This window comes from [Mycobacterium] stephanolepidis (genome assembly GCF_002356335.1).
Classification (GTDB): Bacteria; Actinomycetota; Actinomycetes; order Mycobacteriales; family Mycobacteriaceae; genus Mycobacterium; species Mycobacterium stephanolepidis.
The window spans coordinates 2,016,339-2,035,834 of sequence record NZ_AP018165.1 but is presented as its reverse complement, the minus strand read 5'-3'; the positions used below and the strand labels follow the sequence as shown (position 1 = coordinate 2,035,834).

At 63.3% G+C, this 19,496-nt stretch carries 8 protein-coding genes; 4 read left to right on the top strand and 4 right to left on the bottom strand.

The features are described from left to right. The first annotated feature begins 20 nt into the window (after nucleotides 1-20). The 3 genes from MSTE_RS10155 (at nucleotide 21) to MSTE_RS10145 (ending at nucleotide 3,517) form a co-directional block, all read left to right on the top strand. Nucleotides 21-974: a PAC2 family protein gene (locus MSTE_RS10155; RefSeq protein WP_408645883.1), complete on the top strand. Its 954-nt coding sequence runs from the start codon at nucleotides 21-23 to the stop codon at nucleotides 972-974. A 138-nt stretch (nucleotides 975-1,112) separates the two neighbouring features. Next, nucleotides 1,113-1,760 carry a trimeric intracellular cation channel family protein gene (locus tag MSTE_RS10150; RefSeq protein WP_096505702.1) on the top strand — a complete coding sequence of 216 codons (648 nt, stop codon included), beginning with the start codon at nucleotides 1,113-1,115 and terminating at the stop codon, nucleotides 1,758-1,760. 47 nt (nucleotides 1,761-1,807) lie between these two features. Continuing rightward, a complete protein-coding gene (locus MSTE_RS10145; protein WP_096500913.1) occupies nucleotides 1,808-3,517 on the top strand; it encodes an amidohydrolase in 1,710 nt (569 codons plus the stop codon). On the opposite strand, the gene MSTE_RS10140 is transcribed toward MSTE_RS10145, so the two are convergent. Continuing rightward, entirely contained in the window at nucleotides 3,514-4,668 is a 1,155-nt protein-coding gene (locus tag MSTE_RS10140) for an alpha-hydroxy-acid oxidizing protein (RefSeq protein ID WP_096500911.1), read from the bottom strand. The two genes, MSTE_RS10145 and MSTE_RS10140, sit on opposite strands and share 4 nt — an antisense overlap. 275 nt (nucleotides 4,669-4,943) lie before the next feature. On the opposite strand from MSTE_RS10140, the gene MSTE_RS10135 reads away from it, so the two are divergent. Beyond that, entirely contained in the window at nucleotides 4,944-6,323 is a 1,380-nt protein-coding gene (locus tag MSTE_RS10135) for a SagB family peptide dehydrogenase (protein WP_096500909.1), read from the top strand. Between the two features lie 4 nt (nucleotides 6,324-6,327). Here the strand turns inward: MSTE_RS10135 and MSTE_RS10130 are convergent, their stop codons facing one another. The 3 genes from MSTE_RS10130 to MSTE_RS10120 are packed head-to-tail and all read right to left on the bottom strand — an operon-like array spanning nucleotide 6,328 to nucleotide 19,407. Beyond that, nucleotides 6,328-9,798, bottom strand: coding sequence for a non-ribosomal peptide synthetase (locus tag MSTE_RS10130; RefSeq protein WP_096500907.1), 3,471 nt, complete (start codon nucleotides 9,796-9,798; stop codon nucleotides 6,328-6,330). Between the two features lie 19 nt (nucleotides 9,799-9,817). Beyond that, complete coding sequence (locus MSTE_RS10125; protein ID WP_096500905.1) at nucleotides 9,818-14,380, bottom strand: non-ribosomal peptide synthetase; 4,563 nt, start codon at nucleotides 14,378-14,380, stop codon at nucleotides 9,818-9,820. Then, nucleotides 14,377-19,407, bottom strand: a complete 5,031-nt coding sequence (locus MSTE_RS10120; protein WP_096500903.1) for a non-ribosomal peptide synthetase — start codon at nucleotides 19,405-19,407, stop codon at nucleotides 14,377-14,379. The genes MSTE_RS10125 and MSTE_RS10120 overlap by 4 nt, the downstream gene beginning before the upstream one ends. Nucleotides 19,408-19,496: the final 89 nt, after the last annotated feature.

Here is a 19,496-nt window from a genome sequence, read left to right as displayed (position 1 = left end):
CGGGCGGTCATATCAACAATGTGATCTGGCTATCCAATCCATTCTCCGCCAGCCGCAGCTCGTCCCCGTCACGCAGGGCTTACGCTGGCACCGTGACCCAGTCGGATACCGCCCAGAACGGCCTACCCGTGCTGCGCGACCCGGTGGTGGTTGCCGCATTCGAGGGCTGGAACGACGCCGGGGATGCCGCCAGCGCTGCGTTGGAGCACCTGGACACCACCTGGCAGGCCACTCCGCTGATGACCATCGACGATGAGGATTACTACGACTACCAGGTCAATCGTCCCGTCGTACGGCTGGTCAAGGGTGTCACCCGCGAGTTGGAATGGCCGGGCATGCATATCTCCTATTGTTCGCCGCCCGGCTCGCAGCGCGACGTGGTTCTGATGCACGGTGCCGAACCGAACATGCGGTGGCGCACCTTCTGTAACCGCCTACTGGCCATCGCAGACCGTCTTAACGTCTCGACCGTGGTGATCCTGGGGGCACTGTTGGCCGACACTCCACACACCCGGCCGGTGCCCGTGAGCGGTACCGCCTACTCCCCCGACGCCGCGAAATTCTTCGGCCTGGAGGAGACCCGATATGAGGGCCCCACCGGTATCGCCGGGGTGTTCCAGGACGCCTGTGTGAACGCCGGCATACCGGCCGTGGCCTTCTGGGCCGCGGTACCGCACTACGTATCGCAACCCCCCAATCCAAAGGCGACGGTCGCGCTGCTGCAGCGCGTCGAAGACGTACTGGATGTCGAGGTGCCGCTCGGAGACCTGCCCGAACAGGCCGAGGAGTGGGAGCAGGCCGTCTCCGAGATGACCACCGAGGACGAAGAGATTGCCGAGTACGTCCAGTCGCTCGAGGAACGTGGTGACGCCGAGGTGGATACCACCGAGATTCTGAGCAAGATCGATGGCGACGCCCTGGCAGCCGAATTCGAGCGATACCTGCGACGGCGCGGACCACGGTTCGGGGGCTAATCCCCGGCCGAGTTGAGTTGATAGTCATGGCATCTTGACCCGTTCTTCCGCACACGCACCGGAACGCCTCCGTACCGAATAGGATCTTGATCCGACTTCGTCCGGCGGAAGGAATCCGAGTTGACGTCCGTGGCACTGATGACGAACTCGGTCGAGCTGCATTCGTTGGTGTCGATCAGCCACGTGGTTCTTGATTACCTGGGCACCTTGGCCTTTGCGATGTCGGCGGCGCTGGTCGCCGTCGAGAAGAAATTCGACATCGTCGGGCTCGCGGTGCTTGCCATGGTGACGGCGATCGGCGGCGGCGTAATCCGTGACCTCATCATCGGACAACATCCGCCGGCGGCATTCACCAGTTTTTCCCATATCGGGATAGCGCTTGCCGCAGCGGGATTGGTTTTCCTCTGGCAGCCTCCGGCCAGGCTCACCGGCTGGCCCCTGCAGATCACCGATGCCTTGGGACTAGCGGTCTTCTGCGTGACGGGCACCGCCATCGCGGCCCATAGCGGACTTTCCGCGCCTTCGGCCGCGCTCCTGGGTGCGCTGACTGCCATCGGAGGTGGAGTCATCCGCGACCTGCTCTCCGGCGAGACACCGATCCTGCTGCGGCCGGACAGCGAGCTTTATGCCATACCGGCCATGCTCGGCTCCAGCATCACAGCATTCCTGATCCATTTCGGCATCTACTCCGATCTGACCGGAATGGCTGCAGCGCTAGGCGCATTCGGGCTGCGCATGCTTGCGATCCGATTCCATTGGCACGCACCACAGGCCCGGAGGAGATAAGCCGTGCCGCACAGGGAAGACCACAAGACAAGGAACGAGGGAACAACATGTCTGACATCATTCTGACGGCAGCCACCGTGATCACGATGGACGATGAGCGGCCCCGCGCCGAGGCCATCGCGGTATCGGGAAACCGCATCGTCGCAGTGGGGTCGCTGGCGGAATGCACCTCGACGCTCCCCGACGCCGAGGTGATCGACACCGGGGCAGGCGCCCTCCTACCTGGTTTCGTTGAGCCACACGGGCATCCGTTCATGAGCGGTGTCATCACCGAGGCTCCCGTGCGCTCGATCGCCCCCTGGAGGGCACAGAGCTGGGACGACGTGATCGCCGCGTTTCACACGGCGCTCGCCGAGGCCGACCCATCAGAACCATTGATTTTCAGCGGATTCGATGCACTCCTACACGAACACCCCGCACCGGACGCCCGCGAACTGGACCAGATCTTCGGTGATCGCGTCGCCGCCATCACCGATAACTCCGGACATGGAATCTACTTCGGCACAGCACTGATGAAGCTGCACGGCTGGGACGGAGCCCCACCGGCAGACCCGGTGGGCGGGCATTACCAGCGCAACACCGACGGCAGTCTCAACGGACGTGGATTCGAGGTTCCCGTACTCACCGAGGTACTGGCGCCGCTGATCGCCGGAATGGGCAATCCCCTACATTCGGCCGCGCTGTTCTTCTCGGCGATGGCCCGCGCGGGATACACATCAACCTCGGACATGTCCTACGACCGGCAGCTCAAGCCCGCCTACGAGGCACTCGCCGCGGCTCCTTCATGTCCACTTCGGGTCAGTCTGTGGGAGATGTCTACAACCGAAACCTATACCGAATCAGAGGAATTCACAGTAGACGAGGACATGTTACGCAAGACCGGCGTCAAGCTGTGGACCGACGGCGCGGTGTGGGTCGGGACGGGCGCGACGTCATTCCCCTACCTCGACTCGGAGGCGACCCGAAGGGCAGCGATCGACCCGACCACTGCGGGTGGAACGCGTTCGTTGAACTACTCCCGCGAGCAGCTCGATGCCATCCTCGACAAGGCCGCACCTCTGGGCTGGCAGATGGCCTTCCATTCCAACGGTGACCTTGCCGTGGAGCTGGCACTCGACGCCTACGAGGCCGCACTGCAGCGACACGGCTTGCTCGGCACCGACCACCGGTGGCGACTCGAACACGTCGGAGGCGCCATCCGCGCCCAGCTGGACCGTGCCGCCCGGTTGGGCGTACACGTCTCCATGTCGCCCTTCCAGTACTACTTCTGGGGCGATCTGTTGGACGGCCACATCTTCGACCACGAGCACGGCAGCCAGTGGCAGCCCTTCTCCGATGCGGTCGCCTCAGGGGCGTGCGTGTCGCTGCACAACGACGGATCCGTCTCACCGCCCTCTCCGTTGACAAACATCCAGACGGTGACGTCCCGGCGCACACGTGCCGGCAATGTCCACGGCGCCCAACAGGCCATCACCCTCGATGAGGCGCTGCGCGCGCAGACCATCAACGCGGCTCGCACACTGCAACGAGACCGCCTCATCGGTTCCATCACCGTCGGCAAGCTCGCCGATTTCGTCGAACTGTCGCACGATCCGTACGGGATTGATCCCGCGCGGCTCACCGAGGAAATCAGCATCAAGGGCACCTGGATCGGTGGCCGACACGTTGACCTCGCTGCGTTCCTCGGTGCATTCCGCGATGCCACCGACACTGACCACAGCACCACCCCGGTGGCCCCGATCAAGCACTGCTGCTAGGGAAGCCGCTGCACCGCCAACTCATCGAGCGACAGATAACAGTTCACTGCCATGGTGAGGTCGGCCTCTGCCAGTAGCGACTGGATCACGTGTTTGACGCCGTTGGTTCCGTCCAGTGCCAGCCCGTACACATACGGCCGGGCCACACCCACCAGGCTGGCGCCGAGGGCGACGGCGCGCAAGACATCGATACCGTCACGGACGCCGGAGTCGAAAGTCACCGGAACCGAGCCGGCCGCCTCGACGGCCGCGGCCAGACCATCGATGGCCGGTACTCCCCCATTCGCCTGCCTACCACCGTGATTGGAGTAGGCAATGGCATCGACTCCGCGGTCTACCGCCTGCCGAACGTCGTCGACGTCACAGATGCCCTTCAGGATGATCGGCAGTTTGGTCAGTTCTCGATAGTGATCGATATCCGCCCACGTGAGGCCCGGATGGCTGAACAGCGACGCCCACACCAGACCCGCGTGCATCGGCGTCAGTTCCCCTGCGGAACGCACGCCCGCGATCTCGAGGAATCGCGGATCGGAGGTGTAGTTCGCCAGGCAATGTCCGTGCAGCATCGGCAGATAACCGTGTTTGAGATCGCGGGGACGCCATCCCAGCGTGCCGGTATCCAGGGTCACCGCAAGAGCGTCGTACCCCGCCGCCTCGGCACGCCGGATGAAGCTGTCCGTCAGCTCGGCATCTGATGACGGGTACAACTGGAAGATCCCATATGAATCGCCGCGCTCGGCGGCGACCTCTTCCAAGGTCGCCGACGAAAGCGTCGAGTACATGGCGGGCACATCGAGGTCCCGGGCGGCAGCGGCCGTGAGCAGATCTCCACGATCGCGGACCGCACCCAGCACACCGACCGGGCAGATGAACAGTGGGCTGGTGAGTTCGCGGCCCAGAAATGAGGTCGACATGTCTCTGGCCGTGCGATCTCGCAGCATCCGGGGCACCAGCCCGTACCGGCGCAGCGCGGTGGCGTTGGCGTCCTGGGTGTGCTCATCACCGGCGCCACCACGCACGTAGCCGAAGATTCCCTCGCCCAGCGTTTGCTCCGCGCGGCTCTCCAGTTCGGCAAAGGTGAAGGGAAGAGTTGACACCTTTCCGAGCGCACCCGCCGCATAGAACTGGAGCTGGAAATCGCCGAAATTCATCGAGCACTCCTCATCGTTCGGACATTCGCTGGATGCTCAGCGTACTGGGCACTTTCGGCTTCATCCAGCACCATCGGCCGGATGGCCGAGCATGCTTGTCTGTCAGGTCGCACATTAAGTCCGCGGTGCAAGTAACTCACGCATCCAAACCCCCGACAGCTATCCGCCCGTCCAGCAAAGGGAGCCCGAGTTAGGGATACCTTACCGGGGTTCCTTATGATCGTCGTGAAACGCATACGCATTCGGCGTCGGCATACGTTCCCGGAAGGCTTCCGTTGTCCGCTCTCACCTACCCCGCTGGGACCCGGTTCGCCCTACGCGACGGCGCAACGTGCCTCGTCACAGCCGCGGGCGGGATACTCCTGAACCCACCGCGCAACGAAAAACTCACCGGGCTCTCGCAGCAGCAGCGGCGCGTACTGAAAACTCTCAACAGCGGGCAGGCGACGCTATCGGAACTGGTAACCGATTCCGATAGCGACGCCATCGAGGCACTCATCGGGCGGCTATTCGAAGGTGGTTGGCTTTCGCTGACGGTCCGCGACGACACGCACGACCTCTATGCCATCCAATGCTTCGGGGTCCCGGGCCCGCAACCCGAAGATGCCACACCATCGGGCGTTCATCTGTCGAAATTCTCCGTGCTGCATCGTGATTCACGCGGATACGTACTGGAAAACCCGCGCGGTTGGTGCGATATCCGCATCCATGATCTGCGTCTGCTTCCCTTGCTCGACGGCCCCGCGGGTGCTCCCGCCGGCCTGGGCGAGGATCTCATCGCGCGGTTCCTGGCAGATTTGCGCTGGGGCGGATTCCTCGTCTCCAACAGCGACGAGGAGAACCACGAGTTCACCTCGATCAGTTGGAGCGCATCGGACCTGTGGTTTCACCGACGCAGCACTCTGGGCGAGCGCACCATCACCTGGGATCACTTCGGTCCTACGAAATGGGCGAAGGGCAAGTTCCCGCAGCCCGCGGCGCGCAAACCCGACTATCCGGGAAACCCGGTGGCACTGCCCGCCCCTGATCTGGCAACCCTACGCGCGCAAGACCCCACCCTCACCACCGTGATCGAGGACCGGATCTCGGTGCGCGCCTTCGACGATGCCAACCCCATTACCCTCGAACAGCTTTCCGAGCTCCTGTATCGCACGGCCCGTACCCGCAGCACCCGCTCAGAAAGCGAAGGCGAAGAACTGCTGTCGCGCCCGTATCCCTCGGGTGGCAGCGTGTACGAGCTGGAGCTGTATCCGGTGGTGCGCAACGTCGCCGGACTGGCACCCGGCATGTACCACTACGACTCCTTCGAGCACGTTCTGCGGCCGGTGGCCGACGCCGGCTCCACCGCAGTCAAGCAGCTGCTCAAATCGACCTCCGCAACCCTTGAGGGGGGCGCCGAACCACAGGTGCTGCTGGTGATGGGCGCGCGCGCCGGCCGGGTGATGTGGACCTACGAACAGGTCGCCTACTCGGCCATCCTCAAGCACGTCGGTGTTCTCATGCAGACCATCTACCTGGCCGCCACGGCCATGGGCCTGGGTGCATGCGCCCAGGGCTTCGGCGACACCGCGGCATTCACCGCGGCCGCAGCCGTTCCGGAGCTGCAGGAGTGCAGCGTGGGCAGCATGGTGCTAGGCACACCTGCGGCGTCCTGACCGATCAGGTGGTGCCGGCCAAGATCTCCTCATCGGTCATCGCCGCGATCTCCAGGTAGTGCCCGGCCACTACGGCCAGGCGGTCCGGGGTACCGAGTTCGATCTCGCGCTGCTTGAGTCTGTCGGCAAGCCCGGCGACGGTACGGGTGGCAAAGAGGTCTCCGACTAGCGCGTGCTCGACCGACAGCCAGTCACGCACCCGCGCAATGACTGTCGTGGCGAGCACCGAGTCACCACCCTGAGCGAAGAAGTCGTCGTACACCCCAATGGATTCCAGGCCCAGTACACCTGCCATCAGGTCGGCGAGGGCGGCGTCCAGATCATCCCGGGGAGCCGAGTCGGTGGCGGTGGTGGCCGCGTCGTCGAGCAGAGCGGTCACCGCTCCCCGATCGATCTTCCCGTTCGGCGTCAACGGCATCTGATCGAGGAGCTCGACACGCGCCGGAACCATGTATCCGGGGACCAAGTCGCCGAGTAACGTCGCGTAATCCGCCGACCGGTCCGGGGTGCCCGACACTGCGGCAACAAGGATCGGCGCATCACCGCCGACGATGGCGGCAACGGCATGACGTACGCCGGGGACCATGCGCAATGCACTTTCCACCTCGCCCAGTTCCACGCGGTATCCACGGATCTGCACCTGATGGTCCGCGCGGCCCAGGAACTCGATGGTTCCGTCCGGCCAGTACCTGGCCATGTCTCCCGTCCGATACCAGCGCAGTCCGTCGTACTCGACGAATCGTTCCGCAGTGCGTTCGGGGTCCTTGCGGTATCCGGCCGCGACATTGGCGCCGCCCACCCAGAACTCACCGGGCACCCAGTCCGGGCAGTCACGACCCGCGGGTGAGACCACCCGGCACCGGACGTTACGCAGCGGCACACCGAAAGGCACTGTCGCCCAAAGCGCGGGCGGATCTCCCACCACTTCGCAGATGGTGTTGTGAATAGACGTCTCGGTGGCTCCGCCGAGGCCGGAGAACCTGCACCCCGGCACCTGTTCAGCCAGACGCGTCGCCAGGTCGGCGCCCACCCAGTCGCCACCCAGTGTGACAGCCCGCAACGAGTCGCCCAGGCCGTTACCGCCGATCTCCAGGATCATGTCCAGCATGCTCGGTACACAGTTGAGGATCGAAACCTTGTGGCGCCGCAGCAGATCCACCCACGTGGTGGCCTCGGCGCGCTGTGCGACGTCGACCGCCACCAGTGATCCGCCGACCGAAAACATGCCGAAGATGTCGTACACGGATGCGTCGAACTCCAGTGCCGAGAGCGCCAGCACCCTGTCGGTGGGGCCCACATCGAACCACCCGTTGACGGCATCGATGGTGTTCATCGCCCCGCGGTGCAGTACGTCCACACCCTTGGGAGTGCCGGTCGAGCCAGAGGTGAAGATGACATATGCAATCGCATCAGTCGCGGGAATGACCGGTGCGGCTAGCGGCTCAGCGTGATTTCGGGCCTCATCGATGGATAGCGACGACACCGGGATATCAGCGCCCGGAACGGTTATCGCCATCGCGACACCACCGGTTTCGAGGATGCTGGCACGGCGGCGGGCGGGCTGGTCGAACCCGATCGGGATGTACGTCGCCCCGGCGGCAAGCACGCCGAGCACGGCGAGAATCTGATCGCGCCCCTTGGGCAGCTGCACCGCCACCGCGTCGCCGGGCCGAACGCCACGAGCCTGCAGCGCACCGGCCACCGCCAGGGCCTGCGCGGCCAGGTCACCGTAGGTCCACAGCCCGTCCTCGTCGCCGAACCCCCACACCACCGCGGCTGCACCGGGATGGGTCTTCGCGAAATCGAAGAAGCCTTCGTGCAGGCATCGGCCGCTCACCGGGCCGTCGGTCGCATTGACGGCCCGTCTGACCTCGGCCTGCGAAGCCGGAAGCCGCACAGCCGCATCGGCATTCCAGCCGTCGTCACCAGCGCAGAGCGCGGCCACCGCATTGGTGTAACGCGCGAACATGGTGTCGACCATGCCCGTCGGGAAGGCCGATTCACGCACATCCCAGTTGAGTAGCAGTCCGCCACGTACCTCGGTGACCTGCGCATCCAACAGCACCTGTGGCCCCTGGGAAATGATCCAGACCGGTTCACCAAAGGTGTCCATAACCGACTTGGCGAACAGCTCTCCCAGATTCAGCGCACTGGTGTACACCACCGGCGCCAATACCGGCTCACCGCGGTGTCGTCCCAGGTCCCGGAGCACATTGAGCCCCGGGTACGCCGAATGCGCTCCGCTCTCGTACATGTTGCGCTGCAACGCGCGAGCGCGGTCGGCCACCGACATCTGGTCGGTGAGATCGACGTCGAGCATGATCGAGGAGGTGAAATCGCCGATCACCCTGTCGATATCGGGGTGTACCGATTCGCGATGGAAGAGCGGGACATTCAGCAGGAACCGGCTTTGCGCGGACCACCCTCCGATGGTTTCGGCGAAGACCGCCGCCATCGCCATCGCGGGGGTGATACCGCGCTGATGCGCGGCCGCCAGCAGCTGCTGCTTGGCGTGCGGTTCAAGCCAATAGTCGTAGCGCACGGTGCGGTGCGGTTCGGCCCGCTCACTCACCGGCACGGTGGGCAGCTCCGGCGCACCCGGCAGGTCGTCCAGTCGCTCGCTCCACCATTGTCGATCACGCTCGCGCGCCGACTCGTCGCCGCGTTGCTCGGTGCGATACCGCCGATAGGTGTATCCCAACTCCGGTTGTGCGGCACCGTGATACAGCGCGGCTAGATCGGATACCAGCACCCGGTAACTCATCGCATCACCGGCCAGCATGTCCACATCCAGATGTAGTCGGCTGTTCTCCTCGTCGCGCAGGGTCAGGGTGACATCGAGCACCTGGCCGTCCTCGATTGCCAAACGCTGGTGCGTCTTGCGTTCACGGAGCTCGGTCAGTGCCGCATCGATTTCCTCATCCCTACGTCCACGCAGGTCCACCACGCTGAAGACATCACGCTCGGGGGCGGTCAGGGTCTGCTGAGTGCCGTCGGGCAGAAACCTGGTGCGCAACATCGGATGTGCCGCGACGAGCTGCTCGACTGCTAGTCGAAGCCGCTCGGGATCGATTGCTCCACCGTCGAATTCGACGTATAGGTGGGCCGCGACGCCACCGAGCTCCTGATCCTCCGAACGGCCGATCCAGTAGGCGTGCTGCATGGTGGCCAACGGGAAGGGCTCATCCTCCGCGTCGTCCGAGGCGTCGGCAGACGTGATGTCGGGGCGGACCTCTGCGACCGGTGCCACACCCTCTCCCAACAGCGCATGCCAGGACTGGACCGATGGCTCGGCAGCGAGCTGCGCAAAGGTGATGCGGCTGCCGCGCTTACGCCATCCACCGGCCAGAGTCATCATGCGAATCGAGTCCAGCCCGAGCGTGATGAGGTCATCAACGTCCGAGATCTCTTGGGGGGCAATCCCGATGAGGTCCGCGACGGTCGCCTTGATCTCGTCCCTGCTGATTGATTCCATCCGTGCTGTCTTCCTGTCGCTATCCGTCGAGTGCCTGAGCCAGCGCGGCAACGCTTCGTTGCCACAGCCGCGCCAGCTGGTCGGCATCTTCCGAGGTGAAAAGGTTAGAGCTCCACTGCCAGTTGGTCAGCAGCTGGGCACCTTCCGCTGTGGTCGATATCGCGGAGCCGACGTTGATCCCAAAACGCAAAGGCAACTCGGGTTCCGAATCGGGTGGGACGGCAAGGCCTCGCGCGTCCGTGACCAGCGACCACGGCTGGTCGGTAATCCCGCTCATATCCAGGCGTCCCAGATAGTTGAACTGAATCTGCGGATCGGCAGCGGCGGCCAGCTCCTCATTACGGCTCACATAACGGAGTAGGCCGTAATCCATTCCTTGATGAGGAATTTCAGCGAGATGTTGAGCGACTGCATTCAAAAGTCTGCGGGCAGACACCGCATCCCGTTCCACCGTGGCTACATCAAATGCCAACTCACCCTGACCGATTCGAGCCGGGTACATCGTGGTGAACCACCCGATGGTACTTGTGGTGTCAGTATCGAACGCGGTATCGACCCGCCCGTGGCCCTCCATCGATACCAGCGTCCCCGGTGACGCATCCTGGCCGCGTTCTACACGCCAACTGGCCACTGTCACAGCCAATGCGGCCAACAAGAATCCGTACACCCCGTCGTTCTTGTTCAGCGAACTCAGTAAACGAGCGGTTATGTCAACCGGAGTCACTACCGGCGTGGTGCGCAGGGTGCCCCACGTGTCGCGCGAGGGGTCTGGACGCCGCGCACCCACTGCCGGATCGGGACCGGCGACCTGTTGTAGCCAATACTGCTGCTGGGCCTGAACCTCGTCACTGTTTGCCCGCTGCCACATCAGTTCGGACCAGCGCCGGTATGACGTGAATTCCACGGGTGCCTTGGGAACTTCGCCGGCTCCCAAACTGCGCCACGCCTCCGCCATATCGGCCAACGCAATATGCCAGGAGACCACATCCATGGCCAAGTGGTGAACGGAGAGCAAAAGCACATCGTCGTGGCCGCCGCCGGCTAGCCAGACCGCGCGCACCATTGCACCCGATCTTGGATCCAACTTGTCGAACGCAGCGCGCGCAGCGTCCGCGATCGCTCCGTGCACTTCGCCGGTTACCGGCAGGTCAACGTGGGTAAGCACACTTCCGGCGCGCACTACCCCGGGCTCGCGCGTGAGCACACGCGGCCCATCAATGGTGTCGACGAGCACCGACCGCAGCATGTCGTGGCCGTCAAGCAGCGTCTGTAGAACCAGCTCTATGGATTCGTGGTCGATCCCGGCGGGCACTCGAACGAGTGCCGAGAGCGCGAACCTGCGGTAATTTCCGCTCTCGTGCATCCATGTCACGATGGGCAGCGGCAGTACCTCGCCGTAGTCCGCCTCTCCGGTAAGGGAATCGAGGTTCTCGGATCGATTAGCCCGGTCGGCCCGTTCGTCGATGAGGGCCGCGAGCTGCCGAATGGTTGGCGCAGCCAGGACCATGCGCGGGGTGATCACCAGGTCACGCTTGCGCGCCTTGTTCACCAACGAAATCGCGACAATACTGTCCACCCCAAGGGAAAAGAAGTCGTCATCGATGCCCGGAGCGGTTCCGTCGAATAGGTCGGCACAGCATTCACACAATGCACATTCGGTGGTAGTGGCGGGTAGCGCCCGCTCCCCCTCGGCGGCGCCGCCCGACAGGGCCTCCAGGGCAAGCCGCTCAAGCGCATCGCCATCCAGCTTGCCATTCACCGTGACGGGCAACCGCTCAAGCACGAGCAAACGCGACGGCATCATGTATGACGGCAGCCGATCGGCGAGCCTCATCGCAATCCGTGTGCTATCGAATTGGGCCAGTCCCTGTTGGGGCACAACAAAACCCACCAGGCTCGCGCCGCCGGCGCGGCGGACCACGGACACTGCGGCGGTCTGCACATCAGGTTGAAGGCGTAGTACTGATTCAATCTCGCCGACCTCGACGCGATAACCGCGGATCTTCACCTGGGAGTCGGCCCGGCCCAGATATGCGAAACCGCCGTGCGGTAGGCGGCGCACCAAATCACCCGTCCGGTACATGCGCTGCCCCGGTCGCTGCGGATCTGCGACAAAGGCACTAGCCGTCACCGCTGGTCTTCTCGCATAGCCGCGCGCCAGCTGGGACCCGGCAAGGTACAGCTCGCCGACCGCTCCATCCGGCACCGGCCGTAGCCGCGAATCCAGGACATACCCGGCCGTCCCCTGATTCGGCGTACCGATGGTGGGCGTCGAATAGTCCTTCACCGCTGCGACAACCGCCTCGACCGTGGTTTCCGTGGGGCCATAGCAGTTGTAGACGGCAGTCTCGGTCAATGCGCTCAGACGGTTCCACAAGGCAGCCTCGATGGCCTCACCACCCAGCGCCAATACCGCAAGCTCCCGATCGAGCAGCCCGGCGGCGGACAACTGCGCCAGCATCGACGGCGTGGTGTCGATCATGTCGATATCGTGCTCGGCCATGCCCTGCACCAGCCGGTGTGCGTCCCGCATGGCCTCGGCATCGAACAGGTGCACGGTGTGCCCGTCCAACAGACCGATCATCGGCTGCCAGGAGGCATCGAAGCTCAACGACCAGGCGTGCGCGATCCGAAGCTTGCGTCCCAATCGGGCGGTGGCCGGCTGATAGACCCGATCACGATGGTCGGCAGCGTAATTCATCAGCGAACCGTGCGTGCCGATGACACCTTTGGGCTCACCCGTCGATCCGGAGGTAAAGATGAGATATGCACTCTGGTCAGGATGCCTAGCCACAGCAGGGGCCTCTGCGGGCAGATGTAAGACCCGCTCCGCGGTCGCAGGATCGTCAAGCACTACGGCCCGGTACTGCGTCCCGGCGACACCGCCGTGCTCGGTAATGGTGATGATCAGCTTTGGATCGGATTGGCTCAGAATCGATTCGATACGTGCCGCGGGTAGTCCGATATCGACTGGAACGTAAGCCGCACCTGCGGCCAGCACCCCAAGGATGGCAATAATCGACTCGACGGAGCGCGGAAGTACAAGCGCCACCGTCGTTTCTGGCTCCACGCCATGATCTGCCAGTTCATTCGCCAGTCTGCACGCGGCGGCATGCAACTGTGCGTAGGTGTAACGCCCTTCAGCCCCCGCCGTCAGGGCGACGGCATCGGGCTGACTGATCGCCTGTCGCTCAAAGAGCTCCCACACCGATCTCGCTGACGCGTCGGCCGCAGATGCCGTGACAGCGATCTCGGCCCGCTCATCCGGCGTCAAGACATCGAGAGCATCCGGGGTGCCCTCGCCTATATTTGGGAGCTGGCGCAACACAGAGACCAGCCGCTCACCCACACTTCCCGCCGAAAAGTACTGCAATGCTTCGGGAATGGCTTCGATCATCACCAGCAGCGCTTCGCCGTGCATATGCGAAACCACCGTCAATGGATAGTGTGCCAAGCTCTCCATCTCGACAGGCCGGAAACGCGCTCCGTTCGACGTCGCTATCTCGCGAACGGCGTCACCGATGGGGGCATTCTCGAAAACGAACATGGTGTCGAACAAGGCTGCCGCACCTTCGGCGCGTTGCAGCGCAGAAAGACTCAAGTACCCGATATCGCGCATGGCGGCAGCTTCACGCTGCAGTTGCGCACACTGGGTAACCACCGGGGCTGCGTAGTCGATATGAGCCACCATCGGCACCGAGTTGATGAACAAACCGACCATCCGCTCGACATCAGTAAGTTCCCGGGGGCGACCCGACACAATGGTGCCGAACACGACGTCTGTGCGATCGGTCAACCTGCCGAGTACCACCGCCCAAGCGAACGCGGTTACCGTGTTGAGAGTGAGCCCATTCGCCGCGGCCCACCCCCGCAGCCGCACGGTTTCCTCTGGGGTCAAAAGGAATTGCGTCTTCTCGGGCACGTTGTCATGCGCTGCGACGCCACCGTCAGCAAGCATCAAGGGTCCAGAAGATGTACCCAGGTAACGTGACCATTTATCGGCCGCAGCTGCGGTGTCCTGCGCGTTGAGCCAGGCGATGTAGTCACGGTACGGACGCACGGCCGGCAGGCTATCCATCGAACCGTTGGCTTCATAGACGGCCAGCATCTCGGTGAAGAACGTCGCCAGCGCCCAACCGTCCATCAGGATGTGGTGAGCGGTGACAATCATTCGGTAGGAGGCTTCGGCTGGCACCGAAAGCAGCACGATCCGTAGTGCGGGGCCCTTACTCAGGTCGAATGAGCGCTGCCGCTCTTCCCGGGCGATTCGATCGAAATCAGCGCGCAGTGATACTCGCTCCTCCCAGGGGAGCTGCGCCCGGACGGGGACTATCTGTACCGGACGGGGCACTCCACGGTCCCAGAACGCCGCGCGCAGGTTCGGGTGGCGCTGCAACATCGCCTGAGCACTGCGGTGCAGCAGGTCTACATCGAGCACGCCGTCGACATCGACCACAAACTGCATGCTGTACAGATCGACACTCTCATCGGCGAGCTGAGCCAGCGCGTAGAAGCCTTCTTGCAGCGGACTCAGCGCCAGGACATCCTCGATCTGGGGCTGCTGCTGGCCGACACCTGTCACGATTGCTCCTGCCACGATGCGGTCAGTGCCGCCAGTGCGTCTGCGGAAAGTCCCGAGGCGCTCATCGGGGCGCTAGCCTCAGATTCCGGCGTCGGCTCGGCATCGCCGGGTTGCGCAATGGCATTGTCGACTGCCCCTGCCAACTCGGAGATGGACGGGCATTCAAAAATCATCTGGGGTGTCATCGCGTACCCCTGTTCGGCCGCCCTGGTTGACCATTGGATGGAAATGATGCTGTCACCGCCGAGGGCAAAGAAGTTGTCCTCGGGTTGCACGTCGTCGATTTCGAGTAGCTCTTCCAGGATCACGATCAACGCGCTCACGGTTTCTTGTGTCCCAGCACTTCTCGGTTCGGCGGGCTGTTCGACCGCCGGTGCGGGCGGTGTCAGCAACCGTTCCATATCGTCTTGCGAGAGCAACGCTATCTCGGACACCGAGGAATCCTGTTGGGACACAAAAAGGTCAAGGGCGTTCACGAAGGCTGATGCGATCAACGGTGCCGTGTCCGGCTCGTACAAGTCGGAGTTCACCACCATCCACAGATCCAGGCCGCCCTCAGCCGTGACATTCAGGCCCAGGTTCAGATCCAGGAACGAGACGTCCAACTCCGTCGGGAGCGGCACCACCGAAGTCTCTCCCGATCCGGTCAGGTCACGTCCCGAAAGCGCCCAGTCCGCTGCACGGAAGTTGATCATCGTCTGGAACAACGGATTCCAGGACCGCGACCTCGGTGGGTTTATCGCCTCAACAAGCCGCTCAAATGGTAGCTCCTGATGCGCCTGGGCGTTGAGGACGGCGTCCCGGCTCCGTGACAGCACGGTGCGCAATGTCGGGTTGTCCGAGAATTCGTTCCGCAGCGCCACCATATTCGCGAAAAGCCCAATGAGATTCGCGGTGGCTGGGTGCACGCGAGATGCCACAGGGCTGCCAATAACGATGTCTGACCCACCGCCGAGCAGATGCAGCATTGTCGCTGTTGCAGCCTGATAGACGATGAACTCGGTAGCCCCCGATTGCTCGGCAAGGCGCGTAATCGCAGCGCGACGCTCCTGAGACAACGTGAATGTGTGTACTGTGCTGGATTTTCCGAGCACCCTTGGCCGTTCCCGGTCGTGCGCTACCGCAATCTGGCCCGGCACACCGGCCAGCTGCTCACGCCAGTACTTTGTCTCGGCTTCCGCGAAATCACTTCCCTCAGCGAATGCCTCGTACTGCCACAGCACGTAATCGGCGTACTGGATGGGCAGCACGTCCCACTGGGGCGCCTCCCCTGCCAGTCTCGCCCGATAGGCAACGATCAGATCGTCGACGAACACCGCAAACGACGAGTGGTCGGAAACCAAGTGATGCACGATGATGGAAAGCACGTGATCGTGCTCGTCCACGCGCACAAGAGTCGGGCGGATCAACGGCTCGCTCTCGAGGTCGAAAACGTAGTGTCGCAGGCCGTTCAGCGCGCCGGTCAGCTCATCGGGCCGTGCATCCATCAACGGAAGCGATACCTGCACAGACTCGTGTACAACCTGGTGTGGCGCACCCTCATGCACTCGGAAATTGGTGCGCAGCGCCTCGTGGCGCGCTACGACATCATTGATGGCTCTTTCCAACAATCCATCATCGAGGGGGCCGCCAAACCGAAGTACCAGCGGCATATTGCCGAAATCGGTCATGCCCTCCATCTGACATTCGAACCAGACGGACAGCTGCGACGACGACAACGGGAGTAATTCGGGGCGAACGGCTTGGACGAGATCGGGGCGCCCGTCGCGGGGAGCGATATCAGACATCTCTTCGTCGTCGAGATCTAGTTCATCGAGCTCGATCTCGAACTCCTCACGGAAATGCTCGACGAGCTCCGCGGCAAGACCTTCCGGAGTAGGAGTGTCAAAGACTGCGCGCACGGTGAGCTCGATTCCGAACTGCGCCCTGATCTGGGCGACCAGCCGGGCAGCGAGCAATGAGTGCCCACCCAGTTCGAAAAACGAGTCATCGGCGCTGATCGCGTCGCGACCGAAAAGGTGCGCGAAGATCGCACACATCCTGCGTTCCGTGGGTGTCTGCGGAGCGCGAAACCCCCTTCCGGACATGGGATCAGGAACGGGAAGCGCACGTTTATCCAGTTTCCCACTGGTGGTAAGCGGGATACTGGGGATGACGACAAATGCGGTCGGCACCATGTACGCGGGAAGCTTCTCCTGCGCACGGCTACGCAGCAGGTCCACGTCGACATTTGCCGTGGCGCCGTCAACGTCGGGGGGAACGACGTATGCGACGAGCATCGGTCCAATCTGCGGGTCCTCCATGACCGCGACCACACAGTGTCCAACACGATCGTCGGCGGCGATTACGGCCTCGACCTCACCGAGCTCAATGCGGTACCCGCGCACCTTGACCTGCTCGTCGACCCTCCCAATGAACTCGAGTTCGCCAGAAACATTGCGACGCACCAAGTCCCCGGTGCGGTACAAGCGGCCACCGCTACCGAATGGGTCTGCGACAAATCTCGCGGCACTGAGCGATGCGCGGCCAAGATAACCGCGGGCGAGCTGGGTACCACCCAGGTACAACTCACCGGCGACACCGGCGGGCACGAGTGAAAGCTGCTCGTCGAGCACGTAGGCGTACACGTTGCGGTTGGGGCGGCCGATGGGCACCACCGACGTACCCTGCGGCCCATCGACCGGCATGTACGTGGAGCACACCACAGCCTCGGTGGGTCCGTAGTGATTTCGCAGCTCGGCATTGAACACCGTCGCGAACTTGTCCGCGACCTCGCCGGGAAGCGCCTCTCCACCCACCGGTACGTGCCGCAGACCACGGAGCTGACTCGCCTCCGGTAACAGCATCACCGACCTCAGCAAGGAGGGAACCATGTGCAGCACAGTGACCCCCTGTCGCTGCACCAGGTCTGCCACATAGCCGATGTCCGAGAAAGGATTTGCCCTTGGTATCACGATCCGCGCGCCGAGGGATAGCGGGCACAGGATGTCGGCGAGCGAAGCATCGAAGCTGACCGATGTCGACTGCAGCATCCGGTCCTGGGCTGTCATGCTCCATTCGGCGGTAAAAGACACGATGTGCTCGGCGATGGCCCTATGAGAGACGGCCACACCCTTGGGCTGCCCGGTAGAACCCGAGGTGTAGATGATGTAGGCGAGGTTGTCCGGCCGTAGCGGCCGCACACGTTCGGAGTCGGTTATGACCGTGTCCGCCAGACCCTCTGCCTCGCGTTCCGCCGCAACGATCTCCGGCATCCCAAATGCCACGTGCGGATTGGCATCGGATATCAGGTACTCAATGCGGTCCTCAGGCAGTCCCGGATCGATCGGCATGTACGCCGCACCCGCCTTGAGAACTGCGAACATTGCGACGATGAACTCCACGGATGTGGTCATCCGTAGCGCAACAACGTCCTCCGTGCCGACACCTTGCCCGATGAGCCACCGCGCCAGACGATTCGCGCGACCGTGCAACTCCCGGTATGTCATCTCGATGGCATCGGAGGCCAACGCGATGGTGTCCGGGGAGGCGACACAAGCAGTCTCCAGAACCTCAACGATTGTGGTCGCCTCGACAGGGACAACCGAGCCACGTGAGTGCGCGAGAAGTACGGCCTGCTCATCCTCTCCGAAGAGATCGAGCTGCGAGAGTGTCGTGTGCGGGTTGGCGGTCCCGCCATCGAGTAGCCGTTCGAAGTGAGTGAGCAACTGAGCAATGAGCCAATCCGGTACCGCATCGGCTTGGTATTCGAGCTCAACCATCGTGCCGGACGGTTCGGCGATGATCGCCATCGAAAGTGGCAGCTGCGCACTGTCGGCGCCGAGCTCGAGAGCGGTCGCCCGGACTCCCTCTAGTTGGTATCCACTGGAATCGCTACGCATGCTGAACCCGAGACTCACCAATGCCTCCAAGCCATCACGTCCCGCGGCGCGACTCGGGTTGATCTCGCGCACCACTCGGTCGATGCCGACCTCCTGGTGCCTAAAGGCACCTAGGCAGACGTCGCGCACCGACGCGACATAGGACGCGAAGGTGTCTTCCGCTTCCACAGTGGTGCGCAGCAGAAGCGTATTGCCGAAGTAGCCGATGACGTTCTCGGCATTAGCCTTTCGCTCCGTCACGGGGATTGCCACGAGGAAATCTTGAGCCGCCGTATACCGGTGCACCAACGCACCGAATCCCGCCAGGAAAACCATGAAGGGCGAGGCGGCGTGTTCCCTCGCGAAGCCCTCGACTTGAGAGACAACGCTCTCGGGCAGTGTGACTTTGTGCCGAAGCGCGGCCCGTGAGGCCTCCACCGTCGCCTGCCCGGGAAGCTCCAGTGGTTCAGGCAGTGGGGTAAGCGTGTTACGCCAGTACTCGAAGTCGGCGTCCGACGGCAGTTCGCTTGACATCCCGACAACAGCGAACTGCGGTGCCTGCCCTTGCAGTTGGTGGCCGTCGTAGTGGCTGTTCAGCTCGCCGAAGAAGACTTCCCAGGAGCTATCGTCCCAGCACACATGGTGTACAACCAGTACCAGGAGGAACTCACGGTCATTGAACCTGACAAGCGTAATGCGCAGTGGCAGTTCAGATGTCAAGTCGAACGGGCGTCCACACTCCCCGTTGACGAGAGCCTGCACCTCGGCGTCACGCTGATCCGCCGGAATTCCCGACAGATCGACGGTTCTCCATGGCAGCTCAACGCCGTCGGCAAACACCTGGTAAGGCTCGCCCGCACTATCCCTGCCGTAGGTGGTGCGCAGGATGTCGTGACGATCGATCACCGCGGCGAACGCGTCGCGGAGCCTCGACTCGATGAGCGCACCCTCCAACCGGTGGGCCACACAGACATTGAGCGTGGTGTCAGCGGAATCCTTCGTCTGCACAAACCACATCCGTCGCTGGCCCGGCGCAAGCGGGCGACGCTCTCCAGCCTGCACTCTTGGATGCGCGTCAGCGGCCTGGGTGCTCACCCCGCTGTCGGCGAGGCGTTTGCGCAAGAGTTCCCGGCGACGGTCCATCGCATTCATTTCGCCGCCGGTCACTGTGCCCAGCCCCGGCTGACGGGAACCTGGAATCCGAACGACTCCGCACGCATGAAACGAACCACCTCATCTGAGAACTATGCCTAGCC